A 13,042-nucleotide genomic window follows, 5' to 3' on the forward strand; every position below is an offset into this window, starting at 1 on the left:
CCTTGCGGGGAAGTCTGCGAGAACTGTCGTCATGGCAATTAACCATCAATTGCACGTTATTTTTTCGGTCAGGGGGTATTGACGTGCAGTTGGCGTCCCAGATGACCGATCAACCAGGCGACGCTGTCGGCATTACCCAGCAGTACCTTTAGCCTGATCAGGGAATCTTTCTTGAACGCATGACGGGCTCCGCTGAGGTTTTCTGCGCCGGTCAACGTCAATACATGTTTTTTGACCCGATCAGTATTTTCATGAGAAGTATCACCCAGTTCCTCCCACTGGCTGGTATCAGGATCCTGAATCATGAATAGCTGGGTATAGGGCGTCTTGAGCGAAAATCCGGTGCTTTGAAGTTCGGTCAACGCGGTTTTGAGCTGGTTGGCAATCGGGTTGGACGTTCCAAGCAGATCAGCGAACGGGCGGCTGACGTCGAGGTAGGCAATGTCTTCGGCTTTGCACGCGATGTGTGACAACTCATGAATAATCGTCATCGCACGGCTATGGGCGCCTATAGGAAATTGCGCGTCGAGCAGGTGCTGGCGGTAGTGTTCGAAGCCCGGAACGAAGAATTTATCGACCAAGTGTATCTTTCGTTTCGCGTCCTTCGGAATGATGAAGGCGATTGTATATTTCGCGTCTTCGCTCAAACGGCCCACCACAAAACGATTGGAATCGGGCTTTCTGAGCGTGGGGTCCAGCAAGGCTGCAAATACATCAGTAATGGTTTTTTCAAGTTGTGCCACATGCGCCGGCAGCACCTGCGGTACGCCGATAAAGTCGGCGACTAGTTGATGAACCGGGGTCACGGTGTCGTCGGAAGTCTTCAGCAATTGCAGGTTGCGAAAGCAGTTCCAGGCGTAGGTGGTTGCCTGGTCCAGTGCCTCGTCAATCTTGCGCGCCCTGTGCGGAAACAGTCGTCGGATTTGCGGCATTCCATTGGCGTCGATATTCATGCCCCTCCACCTCGTCATTGCGGTATTCAATCGGTTGAGGAGGCTGAAGTGAGGCAGTGGCGTTTCCCGGTCCAGGCTCCATTGTTTCGCCAGGTTTTGGCGCAGCACAGGGCCGCGGTATTTTGTGCCTGCAATGCGCCAGCGAGTGCCGTGCTTGTCGACCGGATACACCTTTCCTTCAACCGCTGCGTAGCGTTTTCTGGTTTTTGGATGGGTGTAGAGCCCAAGCGTTGAATCTAATGTCAGTGATCCCAGGTCGACATCAATGCTTTCATGGCGCTTCAAGTGCGTGCGTTCAGGGGCGGTGATGTCGACGTCATGCCATTTGAATGGGGTGGCGGGCGCCTGCGGTACAGCGGCATCCGGCGTCGAAGACACCTGTGTTTGAACCCCCTGGGATTGCCGTAGCGTAGCCAGTTGAGCAATGCCGTAGATGAATTCTCTTATCGCCGCTCCCCACTTGTGCGCTTGAAGGTCTTCAGCGGATTGCTTGATGTCCCGGTAACTGCGCCAGACCGTAATAGGGTAGGCAAGTTTACCCATGAAAAATGAGTAGGCTTCGTGGAGGTCTTCGCCCAGCACATGTTTGATGAGCGCCCATTCACCGTGTTTTCTGTCGTCGGACTGACAACCGAGCAATCGGCCCAACAGTGCGGCGTTGTCATTGAACAACTGACTGAACAGATGCCCCCTGATCGGATTGGACGCCAGTGTGACCTCGCTGGCGTGATTGCTGGAAGACGCTGCTGCTCGGGTGCCGCGGTTGTGAGTGATCGCCATCCGGTATTCCAACAGTGTCCGGTCGGGCTGCGGCAGGTTTGCGAGTATCCAGTCGAACAGCGGTCCCCGCGTTTTCAACTCTGTCAGCAGTTGCGTTTCGTTTGCATATTCCTTGATCCCGTGACGAGGACTGTGTGGCGCGACAAGGACTTGTGGCGCCGTGCTGTCGGTGGCCGAACCGATCAGGTAAACGCCCGCAACCTTGATCGTCTGTGCCGGCTTGATCCCCAGGAACTCAAGCGGGCGAATGATTGCGTGGGCACCGTCGACTGCCGCGCGGGCGATGGCGTCGGGCATGTCCATGATTTGCCGGACCAGATCAAACCCCGTTTCGCTCAGGCGCTCCTGCAATTTTTCCGTGTGCGCGTAATGCATCAGTTGCCAGGGCAGTTGTCGGTAAAACCGTTTTCTGCGATCGGCATTGGACGGGGTGTCTGCAAGGGCTGCGCTGAGTATTTTCTGCTGTTGCTCGCCCGGATTCAGGTTTCGTATCAGGTCTTTGATGTAGCGTTCGTCCATCCCCTCGGGAATCACGGTGGCATCAAGCGATTGCAGTTTGAATTGCGCCTGATCCAGATCCTTGAAAGGCGTCAACGCAAAGTCGGTGAGGGTTTGCGCACGTGGCGGCGATGTGGGGCGCGCGCTGATCTGGATTAGAACCTTGTCCGGGTCGATGTCGAAGGTGTCTGTCTTGAGTTGTTTTTCAAGTTCAGCGTGCGCCGTGCGCTGCAGTGACCTCAGGCCCGTCAGGTAATCCTGGTCGTCTTTGACGTTGTCGAGGTATTGCTGAAGCAGTTCCACGTGCAGTACCAGATCTTTGATGGAGGCTTTGGCCAGCCATGCCGGAAGTTTTTGTTGCGTCGTCAGGGACAGGGCAATGTCCGTAGCACGGCGTAATCCGGTCAACGGCTGTCGTAGCGCCACCAGGTTCAGAAGGTCGGTCAGCGGCGCGGGGGGGAGCGGCGTGGCCAGTGCGCGAGTGACGCAACTCTGATCGAGATCGACATAAGGCTTTTGAAGGTGATCGAGAAAATGCCCGTGAATCCGTTGCAGTGGCGCCAGCGTGTAACTTCTGCCGGGCAATCGCTCGCTACGGCCGAGGTTCTCCAGCAGTGTCAGACGCAACGCGTCGTCTTTCAGGCGATGATCGAGCGCGGTGTGGAATCGTGGCAGAGTCTCGAAGGGTTCAAATCCCGATGCAGGCGTCCACAAGATGACCTTGCCTGAATGCTTCGGGTCCAGTCCTCCTCGCTCAGTCAGCACAAAACAACTGGCCAGTTTCAACGGGTCTGTAAGTTCGCTTGCCTGCAACGCCAGGGAAAATACGTCCGGCAAGAAACCGTTCAAGGCGGCTCGTTGCAAGTGAACCGGGCTGTCGAGCACGGTTTTGATGATGGCCTGCTCCGTCGATCCCAAGGTCCGTGCGACTGTGCGCAGCTTCAGTTCAGTACGCAAAGCCGTTGACAGGGTATGGGTAAAAGTCGATTGCAAGTTCGCCACGGATGAACTGATGAGGCTCTGTGCCTGGGCGAGGGTGCGCAGGCCTGGGGGAATAGCCGGGTGCTTGTCCAGGAGTTGGTCAAGCGCTTGCTCCACCGAATCAAGCCGCAGCAGACCGTCCTTGGCTGACTCGGCTCGCACGGTCACCGGTTGTGCACTCCAGCGCTGGTCGACCCGTGTACTCCAGCGGCCGGCGGCATCGCAGGTCTGCAGACGGTCGTCGAGCAGACCACGGACATCCAGCGCATTATCAAACAAGGCATGAGGGGACAGCGTGCCTTCGCTTTCGCGGTAACGGCTCAAGGCATGACTGAGGTTGTCCTTTTGCTTGTCGAGGATGTTGGCCATAACTTCTTCAAATACCGGCCCTATGACGGGTCGGCCTTCAATCAAGCACTCATCGGGCTGCAGGGCCAGAAAGGAGCTGCGTTCATCCAGCGACATGAAATTGAGCAGCGTGTCTTCATGCCCTTCGCTTTTGAGCATTTGCAGCACGATTTTTTTGATCGCGGACAGTGTGTCCGTGGCTTCGATGCCGCGAGACGGGGTGTACAAAAAACCCAACGTGTCGACGCCGCCAATCATCAAGGCTGAGGCCAGTTCTGCGTAATGCTTGAAGGGGGCGGTGATCCGCACTCTTTCGATGCGCAGCGTAGTGTCCGTGGGCGCGAGGCTGACTTTCATCAGTTGCAGGTATTCCTGCGTCGTCAAAGTGCCCTCCTGGCGCTGGAGCAGAAGCTTGAGGTGGAACGTATCGCGCAAGCCCTCACTGAAAAAACCCCGGCGTGACAGACCATTACTCATGGCCGTGTTCCAGAATAAATCGAGCTGGCTGTGCAAGTGGGGCGTGAAACTTTGGGCGATCTCTTTCACCACGCTTTCCCAGGCCAGGTTATCGGCGTCGCTGCTTACCCCGTGCCCGGGATGGGCAAAGACTCTAGAGTCGCCGGCGGGCCACTGATTGGTGAGGTAAAAGTGAAGGAGGGCGTCATTGAGTGAGAGCGAGGAAATCGTGTGCTGGTATTCACCTTCGTCGAAGGCTGAAACCGTACTGATAAAACTTTTCAGTCGAGTCAGACGCTGGTCCAGTTGAGGAAACGGTTTGTGCAGCGCGTTTTTCAGTGTGTCATCGAGCATTGAATGCAGCGTTGGCATTTTGAGCAGTTCGCTCATCATCGTTTGGATGTTCTGTGCCTGATTGCGCTCAAGCCTGGACTGTTGGTCCTGGAACACGGCGCCTTCGAGTTCGGTTGTGGAAATATCAGGCGTCCCGGTGGCGCAAAGCGCGCAGCGTTGTTCGATAGAGAGAAAGCGCAACAGCCCATGTTTGCTCGTGTCCGACGCCAGCCACTCCTTGAGCTTGCTTTTGAGGTCGTCCATGTCCGCGAACTTGATCAACCCTCTCCACGGCGTATAGAGGGTGACCTCTCCATCATCCGGCCGGCTCATGGCAAAAGTGCCGGCCAAGGGAATATCCGGCGTGCCTGCCCTGTTCAGTAGCAGCAGGTAAACGTACATGGGGTCTTTTTGCGCGGTACGGGCGACCTCAGTCGCCAAATACACGTTCTTCAACCATTTCAGGTCAGCAAGGCTGAAGCCCAGTGCTTTTTCGCGCTCGCCGGGCTGCCGGGCATTGGAGGCGCGTTCTGCCTCGTCGAAAAAATAGGGTGCTGTAGGATCGATCATGGTTTTTCCTCGATAAGCCGCGATCGGTTGGCAATCACTGGCTATTGGTTGGAGGAAAACGGTACGGTCAGTCGAAGGCTCATGTGCGGTACATATTGCTTGAGCCGATCTGGCGGTTGAGGCTTGACAGGACGTCGGTACAACAGCGCTTAATCGGTGACTTTTTCAGGTTGCCCTGCAGCCTCGCTTCACGCTGTTGCCCGTACTTAATAATAAAACTGGAGCTTCAGATGACCGTATCGCCCGAAATGGCCGTCAGTTCGAACACCCAAACGCTCGATTTCGATGCGCTCGTTCAATTGCTCGAACAGATTTTTCTGCGTCATGGCACCTCTACCGAGGTCGCCCGGACGCTGGCCCTCAATTGCGCTGGTGCTGAGCGCGACGGTGCTCACAGCCACGGTGTGTTCCGTATTCCCGGTTATGTATCGACGCTGAACAGCGGCTGGGTCAATGGCCAGGCCGTGCCGGTGGTTGAAGACGTTGCCTCGGGGTTTGTCCGGGTCGATGCCGGCAATGGTTTCGCCCAGCCGGCCCTGGCGGCAGCACGCGCCCTGTTGGTGGAAAAGGCTCGCAGCGCCGGCATTGCGGTACTGGCGATTCGCAATTCACACCATTTCGCCGCCTTGTGGCCGGACGTCGAGCCCTTTGCCTACGAAGGGTTGGTGGCATTGAGCGTGGTCAACAGCATGACCTGCGTGGTGCCGCACGGCGCCGATCGTCCGTTGTTCGGCACCAACCCGATCGCATTCGCGGCCCCTCGGGCTGGCGGCGAGCCGATTGTCTTCGATCTGGCCACCAGCGCCATTGCCCACGGCGATGTGCAGATCGCGGCACGCAAGGGCGAGCGCTTGCCGGCAGGCATGGGCGTGGACAGCCTTGGTCAGCCGACACAGGATCCGAAAGCGATTCTCGAAGGCGGCGCCTTGCTACCGTTTGGCGGACACAAAGGTTCTGCCTTGTCGATGATGGTGGAACTGTTGGCGGCAGCGCTGACCGGCGGCAATTTTTCTTTTGAGTTTGACTGGTCGAACCATCCGGGGGCCAAAACCCCATGGACTGGCCAACTGTTGATCGTGATCGACCCGAGCAAGGCGGCCGGGCAAAATTTTGCCGAGCGCAGTCAGGAACTTGTGCGGCAGATGCACGGCGTGGGCCTCAAGCGTCTACCGGGTGATCGGCGCCATAAAGAACGGGCCAAGTCCGGTTCGCAAGGCATTACGCTCGACGCCGAGACGCTGGCGAACCTGCGAGCACTTGCGCAGTAGTAATGCCGATCTGTCAGGAAACGGCTCAATGTAGCAGCTGTCGAGCCTGCGAGGCTGCGTCCGGCTGCGAAGCAGTCGCATTCCAGGCGACCCGGTCATCTTGAAGGACCGTGGATTCTGGTTTACGACTGCTGCGTCCGATCGCGGCCCGAGCCTGACGCAGGCTTCGCCAGCTGCTATGTCTGTTTAACGCCGACCCAGCAACAACCCGACCACCAGCCCGAAACCGGCGGAAACGGCCACGGTTTGCCATGGATGCCCACCAATGTAGGTTTCGGTGGCATCGACGACAGGTTGGGTGCGGTCACGCACACGGCTGACCGAATCCCGAGCCTGCTGGAGTTTCAGGGCAATTTGCTCGCGCAGGGTCTCTGCTTCCTCGCCGACCAGCGCGGCGCTGCGGGTCAGCAGTTTTTCCGACTCTGCGATCAGCGTTGCCAGCTCACTGAACGCCAAATCCTTGAATTGGTCTTCGGCGACTTGTGCTGCAGTTTTCCGAGCCATTGAGGTACTCCTTGCAGGTAATCAGGCGGTGAACAATGGAGTCTAGCGTCGGCGAAAAAGTTGCAGCGAGTTTTTGCGTTGACCCCGTGGGGTGGAAAATTCCTGAGTCAGACGTTTCGTCCTACAGTGTAAGATGTCGCCTATTTTACGCAGCAGGAAATTCCCATGAGCTTCAATCTGGCCGACAAACCCCTCGCCGAGCGCGCTGCGCTTGAAGATGAAAAATCCCGTCTGTTCGACCTCTGGCAAAGCAACCTGGGCAAATCCAAGGGTGAGGCCGCGCGCTTGTTCGGTGAGCGCGCCAAGCGCAAAGGCAAGTGGGCTGAATGGGTTCGTGCCGAACTCGACGCGATGTCGCCGCCGGAATTCGCCAACATGGTGCGCAGTGAGGTCAACCGCCTCATGGCTGCCAGCAAGTAAGTACGGCCTTCAGGCAAAACACGCGACAATCGCTTCGCGCACTTTCAGTACCACCGGATCGAGTTGGGTGCTGGTGCGCCAGCCCAGTTCGATCGGATAGCGCGGCAAGGCCAAAGGGCAGGGCAGCAGCGCCAGTCCACTGAGCGCCGCAATGCTCTGCGCGGCATGCGCCGGAATGGTCGCCACCGCCTGACTGCCCTTGAGCAAGTGCGGTAACGCGGCAAAATGCGTGGTCGACGCACACACCCGACGACTCAGCCCCAGCGCCGCCAGCCCTTCATCGGTGATGCCGATAAAACCGCCTGACGACACCAAAATGTGTTCGCGAGCAACGAACTCTTCAAGGCTGATGACGTGTTGCCCTTCGGTCAGGCTGGCGCGATCCGCCAGGCATAAATACCCGCCTTCTCCCAACACCTGACGACTGAGCAAGCGCTCGGCAAATCCGCCTGCGGTGATCGCCAGATCGATACTGCGCTCCATCAAGGCGTGGGCGACGATCTGGCTGTGGGTTTGCCGGAAGATCAGCCGCAGTTTCGGTGCTGTTCGGGCGATTTCCTCGATCAGTCGACGGCCATAGGCGATCTCGAAATCATCCGACATCCCCACGGACACTGAGCGGCCGTCGTACTGATGGGCCGCCGGATCGACCATCGCCAGGCTCTGGCGGCATTTGTTCAGGGCGTCGCTGACCACCGGTTTCAATTGGTTGGCTTTGAGCGTCGGCGCCAGTCCACGGCCGGTGCGCACGAACAGCTGATCGCCATACACCTCGCGCAGCCTGCGCAACGCGGCGCTGACCGCCGATTGCGTCACGCCCAGGCGTAAGGCCGCACGGCTGGCGCTGGACTCTTCATGCAGCGCTTCAAAGACTTTGAGCAGGTTGAGATCAACGGTGGCGATATTCATTTGGTTCATATCATTCAGCAGTGAGTCGGGCTTTATTCATGATCCCGTGACGCCGGAGAATGGGCGATGTACTGGCGGGGCCGCTGCGCGATGGACCTGGGTTACTGACGGCTGAAATCGACACGAACGATCTGGTTCGCGCCCGCTATGACTACGACGTGGTCGGGCACTATGCGCGGCCGGATGTGTTTGAGTTGACGGTGGATGAGCGAGCCAAACCCGGCGTCCGATTCACCGCATAACCCCTTGTGGGAGCGAGCCTGCTCGCGAAAGCGGTGGATCAGTCGACAAAAATGTTGAATGACTAACCGCTATCGCGAGCAGGCTCGCTCCCACATTGGTTCTATGGTGATCACACTTAATGTGTTTCTTTACAAGCGGTTCAACTGTGCGACCGCCCCAGGCGTTGCGGGCTCGACCTTGGCCGGCACATCGGGGTTTTCCATGACTTGAAGGATCGAGGCTTCCGGATCGAAATCGTCTTCCTCCAGTTCGATGAACTCCTCGGGCAAGAAGATATTGAGCACGATAGCGCACAACGCCCCGACGGTAATCGGCGATTCAAAAATGATGTGCAGCGCCATTGGCAACTCGCGCAACACCTGCGGCACTGCCGCCACGCCCAGGCCCATGCCGAGGGAAATCGCCACGATCAACATGTTGCGTCGATGCAGGCCGGCTTCGGCGAGGATCTTGATCCCGGCCACCGCCACGGTCCCGAACATCACCAGTTCGGCGCCACCAAGTACCGGTTTCGGCATCAGTTGCAGCACTGCGCCGATCATCGGGAACAACCCCAACAGCACCAGCAAACCGGCGATGAAGAACGCCACGTAGCGACTGGCCACACCGGTGAGCTGGATCACGCCATTGTTCTGGGCAAACGTGACCATCGGCATGCTGTTGAACACGGCGGCCATCGCCGAGTTAAGGCCGTCGGCGAGCAGGCCGGATTTGATCCGGCGAATGTAGATCGGACCTTTGACCGGTTGCCGCGAAATCATCGAGTTGGCGGTCAGGTCACCGGCGGCTTCCAGCGGCGACACGAGGAAAATCACTGCGATCGGCACAAACGCGACCCAGTCGAAGTTGAAGCCGTACTTGAACGGCACCGGCACACTCATCAGCGGTACGTCGGGCAGGCTGGCGAAATTGACATCGCCCATCAGCCATGCCACGACATAGCCCAGGGTCAGGCCAATGACGATGGCGCCGAGGCGCAGAAACGGCACATCGACCCGATTCAACAGCACAATGGTGCCGAGCACCAAGGCCGCCAGCGCCAAATGACTGGCCGCACCGAGGTCCGGCGCGCCGAAGCCGCCGGCGATGTCCGTCATGGCCACTTTGATCAGCGACAAGCCCATCAAGGTGATGATGGTGCCGGTGACCACCGGGGTGATCAGCATCCGCAGTTTGCCGATGAACTGGCTCAGCGCCACTTCAATGAACGCCGCAAAAAAGCACACGCCAAAGATGGTCGAGAGGATTTCATCGGTGCCACCGCCACGAGCCTTGACCATGAACCCGGCACTGAGAATCACACTGATGAACGAAAAACTGGTGCCTTGCAGGCACAGCAGGCCAGAGCCGACCGGGCCGAACCGTCGGGCTTGAACAAAGGTGCCCAGGCCCGACACGAACAGCGCCATGCTGATCAGGTACGGCACTTCGCTTTGCAGACCGAGAGCCCCGCCCATGATCAGGGTCGGCGTGATGATGCCGACAAAACTCGCCAACACATGTTGCAGGGCGGCGAAGACGGTGGCTGTCAGGTGCGGGCGGTCGTTGAGGCCGTAAATCAGTTCGTTATTGCGCGCAGCGGGGGCTTTTTCAGAGGCGGTCATGGTTGGTTGCGTGCCAAAAGGGCGGGCGGGTCAGAAAATGGAGGCGCAGGATGCCAGCAGCGGGCATCAAGGGCAACGAACAATAACTGCCTGAAAGGTCAGGTTTTGCTGAAGGCAGCAAGCAAATCCTGCTCAAACGCCTTCTGCGCATCCCCCGGCACTTGAGCGCGATGCCGCGCCAGATGGAACGCGACCTCAAAACTCATTTCGCCCTGGCGCACGGCGCGCAGCAAACCTTTGTCTTCCCAGCTGCGGGCAAAGTGATTGGGCAAGTACCCCACGTGTTTACCGGACAGAATGAAGGCGAGGGTGCCTTCGACTTGTTCAGAGCGCGCTGAACACAGTTTTCCCTGGAACGGTTCGTCAGTGCGCAGAAACCGGTAGGGATGATCGACCCGGTCGCAGGCCTGCAGTGCTTCGTCATTCGGCGCGTCATCGGTGAACAACGGATGGCCAGCGGCGCAATACAAGTGTTGGGTTTCGGTGAACAGCTCGCGGTAGTCAAACGCGCTCTGTACCTGGGAGAAATAGCCGATGGCCAGGTCCAGCCGTTGCTGCAGCAGCAAGCGTTCCATTTCGCCGGGCATGGCACTGATCAATTCGATGCGCACCGATTCGTCCCGCTCACGAAAGCGCCGTATTGCGTCCGCCACCCGTTGCAGCACCGATTGATCAAGGGCTTCGGAGAGCCCCAGTCGCACTTCGCCTATCAATCTGCCCGCCACGCCGTTGGATTGATGACGAAACGCTTCGATGGACTCAAACAGCCCGCGCGTCGCGGTCAACAGCTGTTCGCCTTTGGGCGTGATCTTGAACCCGCCTTTGCCGCGACTGCACAAGCGATAGCCGAGGCGGGTTTCGAGCTTGGCCATTTGCTGGCTGATGCTCGATTGGCTCAAGCCCAGCTCGCCTTGGGCCGCACTGAAACCACCGCACTCGACCACGCGGACAAACAGGCGCAGCAGTTGCAGGTCGAGGTCGTGAAGTTGCCCGAGCATCAAACATTACTCCGCCATAAAGTCAGGTTAACAAACTTGATATTTCGCCAATGTAACCGAGCGAGCAACCTGCAACCACTTCCTCTGGTCAGGTGTTCGTCATGGCTCCCATGTTCAAGCTGTGTTTCCCCGCGCTGTTCTTCGCCATGGCTGTGTCGGCTCAGGCGCAGGAAAAGACCGTCAACCTTTACAGTTGGGCCGATTATGTGGCGCCCGAAACCTTGCAGCAGTTCGAAAAGGAAACCGGGATTCACGTGCGCTACGACACGTTCGATTCTTCGGAAGTGCTGGAAACCAAACTGCTCACCGGCGGCAGCGGATATGACGTGGTGGTGCCTTCGTCCAGTGTCTTGGCCCGTGGTCTGGCAGCCGGCGCGCTGAAGGAAATCCCCCACGAAGGGCTCAAGGGTTACGCCAACCTTGATCCGGATCTGTTGGAAAAACTGGCCGCCGTCGATCCCGGCAATCGCTATGGCGTGCCGTATACCTGGGGCACGCTGGGTTTGGGGATGAACGTCGAAGCGGTGCAGAAACGCCTGCCGAACGTGCCACTTAACAGCCTCGATCTGCTGTTCAAGCCGGAATACGCCAGTAAGCTGAAAGACTGCGGCATCGCGATTCTCGATTCGCCGCAAGAAGTCATCGGTCTGGCGCTGCACTATCTGGGTAAAGATCCCTACAGCACCGACAAGGCTGATCTGACCGCCGCCGAGGCGTTGTTGCATCAGTTGCAGCCCAATGTGCTGTACGTCGCCACCGGGCGGCAGATCAGCGATCTGGCCAATGGCAGCGTGTGCCTGGCGCTCACCTACAACGGTGACGCCAGCATGGCCGCCGATCAGGCGCGCAAGGCCAACAAGCCGTTTGAGGTGGCGTACCGGATTCCCAAGGAGGGCACGCTGGTCTGGCAGGACAACCTGGCGATCCCCAAGGATGCGCCGCACCCCGAAGAAGCCCGGGCCTTTATCGAGTTCATGTTGCGCCCCGAATCCGTCGCGGCGCTGACCAACACACTGTTTTTCGCCACGGCCAACCAGGCGGCAACCCCGCTGGTGGATGAAGCCGTGCGCACCGACCCGGACATCTTTCCACTGCCCGATGTGCGCGGTCGCCTGTACGCCGACCAAAGCATGAGCCTCAAGGATCTGCGCCAGCGCACTCGCCTGTGGACCACCTTCCGTAGCCGCCAATAACTAAAAAGGAGATCACCATGGACGTCCCGATGCAAAACGATCAAGCCATGACCCGCGACAGCCTCTATGGCACTGCCGCCGAAAGCACCTACGCCGGCATCACCAGTTTCATGCGCCGTCGCTATAGCCGCGACTTGCGTGGTGTCGACGTCGCGGTCAGTGGTGTCCCGTTCGACACCGCCACCAGCAACCGCCCGGGCGCACGTTTCGGACCGCGGGGGATTCGCGCCGCGTCCACCGGGATTGCCTGGGAACGCCACTGGCCGTGGACGTTTGATCCGTTCGATCACTTGGCCGTCATCGACTACGGTGATTGCGACTTTGATTACGGCTCGCCGCACACCATTCCAGAAAGCATCGAAGCCCACGCCGAGCACATTCTGAACAGCGGTAGCGCGATGCTGACGTTCGGCGGCGATCACTTCATTACCTACCCGCTGCTCAAGGCCCATGCGCGCAAACATGGTGCGTTGTCGCTGATCCATTTCGACGCCCACAGCGACACCTGGCCGGACGAGGACGGCAAGCGGGTCGACCACGGCACCATGTTCTGGCACGCGGCCAGGGAAGGGCTGGTGGATCCGTCGCGTTCGGTACAAATCGGCTTGCGCACCACCAATGACGATCACCAGGGTTTCCAGGTGCTGGATGCGCGTCTGGTGCATCGCCAGGGTTGTGAAGCGATTGTCGAAGCGATCCGGGCGAGGGTAGGGGATAACCCGGTGTACCTGACGTTCGATATAGATTGCCTAGACCCGGCTTTCGCCCCAGGCACCGGAACGCCGGTGTGCGGTGGCTTGAGCACCGTGCAGGCGCTGGAGATTTTGGGCGGATTACGCGGGATCAACCTGGTGGGCATGGACATGGTCGAAGTCGCACCGGCCTATGACCACGCGGACATTACCTCACTGGCGGCGGCGACACTGGCGATGGAAATGCTGTGTCTCTATACCGCCCGCCACAAGGTAGACCGGTAACACGCAG

9 protein-coding genes and 1 pseudogene are annotated in these 13,042 nt (G+C 58.7%); 5 read left to right on the forward strand and 5 right to left on the reverse strand.

Translation table 11 applies throughout. The features are described 5' to 3' along the window. Nucleotides 1-68: 68 nt before the first annotated feature. Nucleotides 69-4,919 (reverse strand): dermonecrotic toxin domain-containing protein, encoded by a 4,851-nt coding sequence (locus ACWGZX_RS27620; RefSeq protein WP_452626315.1) that lies wholly within the window; start codon nt 4,917-4,919, stop codon nt 69-71. A 230-nt stretch (nt 4,920-5,149) separates the two neighbouring features. Between ACWGZX_RS27620 and ACWGZX_RS27625 the strand changes: the two genes are divergently transcribed. Beyond that, entirely contained in the window at nt 5,150-6,187 is a 1,038-nt protein-coding gene (locus ACWGZX_RS27625; protein ID WP_452626316.1) for an Ldh family oxidoreductase, read from the forward strand. A 186-nt stretch (nt 6,188-6,373) separates the two neighbouring features. On the opposite strand, the gene ACWGZX_RS27630 is transcribed toward ACWGZX_RS27625, so the two are convergent. Beyond that, nucleotides 6,374-6,691 (reverse strand): DUF883 family protein, encoded by a 318-nt coding sequence (locus ACWGZX_RS27630; RefSeq protein ID WP_452626317.1) that lies wholly within the window; start codon nt 6,689-6,691, stop codon nt 6,374-6,376. A 165-nt stretch (nt 6,692-6,856) separates the two neighbouring features. Between ACWGZX_RS27630 and ACWGZX_RS27635 the strand changes: the two genes are divergently transcribed. Further along, complete coding sequence (locus ACWGZX_RS27635) at nt 6,857-7,111, forward strand: hypothetical protein (protein ID WP_223520609.1); 255 nt, start codon at nt 6,857-6,859, stop codon at nt 7,109-7,111. Between the two features lie 9 nt (nt 7,112-7,120). Here the strand turns inward: ACWGZX_RS27635 and ACWGZX_RS27640 are convergent, their stop codons facing one another. Beyond that, the gene (locus ACWGZX_RS27640; protein ID WP_452626318.1) at nt 7,121-8,029 is read right to left on the reverse strand and encodes a LysR substrate-binding domain-containing protein; all 909 of its coding nucleotides are present in this window, start codon (nt 8,027-8,029) and stop codon (nt 7,121-7,123) included. A 50-nt stretch (nt 8,030-8,079) separates the two neighbouring features. Between ACWGZX_RS27640 and ACWGZX_RS27645 the strand changes: the two are divergent. Beyond that, nucleotides 8,080-8,262, forward strand: a pseudogene (locus ACWGZX_RS27645) (carbon-nitrogen hydrolase family protein); the annotation flags it as partial. A 129-nt stretch (nt 8,263-8,391) separates the two neighbouring features. Here ACWGZX_RS27645 and ACWGZX_RS27650 read toward each other — a convergent pair. Together ACWGZX_RS27650 and ACWGZX_RS27655 are read right to left on the reverse strand one after the other, a co-directional pair. Then, the gene (locus ACWGZX_RS27650) at nt 8,392-9,867 is read right to left on the reverse strand and encodes a nucleobase:cation symporter-2 family protein (RefSeq protein ID WP_452626319.1); all 1,476 of its coding nucleotides are present in this window, start codon (nt 9,865-9,867) and stop codon (nt 8,392-8,394) included. A 98-nt stretch (nt 9,868-9,965) separates the two neighbouring features. Further along, the gene (locus ACWGZX_RS27655) at nt 9,966-10,865 is read right to left on the reverse strand and encodes a LysR family transcriptional regulator (protein WP_452626320.1); all 900 of its coding nucleotides are present in this window, start codon (nt 10,863-10,865) and stop codon (nt 9,966-9,968) included. Nucleotides 10,866-10,966: 101 nt separating this feature from the next. On the opposite strand from ACWGZX_RS27655, the gene ACWGZX_RS27660 reads away from it, so the two are divergent. Next, nucleotides 10,967-12,058: a polyamine ABC transporter substrate-binding protein gene (locus ACWGZX_RS27660; RefSeq protein WP_452626321.1), complete on the forward strand. Its 1,092-nt coding sequence runs from the start codon at nt 10,967-10,969 to the stop codon at nt 12,056-12,058. Between the two features lie 17 nt (nt 12,059-12,075). Next, the gene (speB, locus tag ACWGZX_RS27665) at nt 12,076-13,035 is read left to right on the forward strand and encodes an agmatinase (RefSeq protein ID WP_452626322.1); all 960 of its coding nucleotides are present in this window, start codon (nt 12,076-12,078) and stop codon (nt 13,033-13,035) included. The last annotated feature ends 7 nt before the right edge of the window (nt 13,036-13,042 follow it).

Source organism: Pseudomonas sp. CLCA07, assembly GCF_053615335.1.

Excerpts from the sequence above, each read along its gene's own strand:
- ACWGZX_RS27620 (WP_452626315.1), bottom strand. The coding sequence starts at position 4,919 with ATGATCGATCCTACAGCACCCTATTTTTTCGACGAGGCAGAACGCGCC.
- ACWGZX_RS27625 (WP_452626316.1), top strand. The coding sequence starts at position 5,150 with ATGACCGTATCGCCCGAAATGGCCGTCAGTTCGAACACCCAAACGCTC.
- ACWGZX_RS27630 (WP_452626317.1), bottom strand. The coding sequence starts at position 6,691 with ATGGCTCGGAAAACTGCAGCACAAGTCGCCGAAGACCAATTCAAGGAT.
- ACWGZX_RS27635 (WP_223520609.1), top strand. The coding sequence starts at position 6,857 with ATGAGCTTCAATCTGGCCGACAAACCCCTCGCCGAGCGCGCTGCGCTT.
- ACWGZX_RS27640 (WP_452626318.1), bottom strand. The coding sequence starts at position 8,029 with ATGAACCAAATGAATATCGCCACCGTTGATCTCAACCTGCTCAAAGTC.
- ACWGZX_RS27650 (WP_452626319.1), bottom strand. The coding sequence starts at position 9,867 with ATGACCGCCTCTGAAAAAGCCCCCGCTGCGCGCAATAACGAACTGATT.
- ACWGZX_RS27655 (WP_452626320.1), bottom strand. The coding sequence starts at position 10,865 with ATGCTCGGGCAACTTCACGACCTCGACCTGCAACTGCTGCGCCTGTTT.
- ACWGZX_RS27660 (WP_452626321.1), top strand. The coding sequence starts at position 10,967 with ATGGCTCCCATGTTCAAGCTGTGTTTCCCCGCGCTGTTCTTCGCCATG.
- speB (WP_452626322.1), top strand. The coding sequence starts at position 12,076 with ATGGACGTCCCGATGCAAAACGATCAAGCCATGACCCGCGACAGCCTC.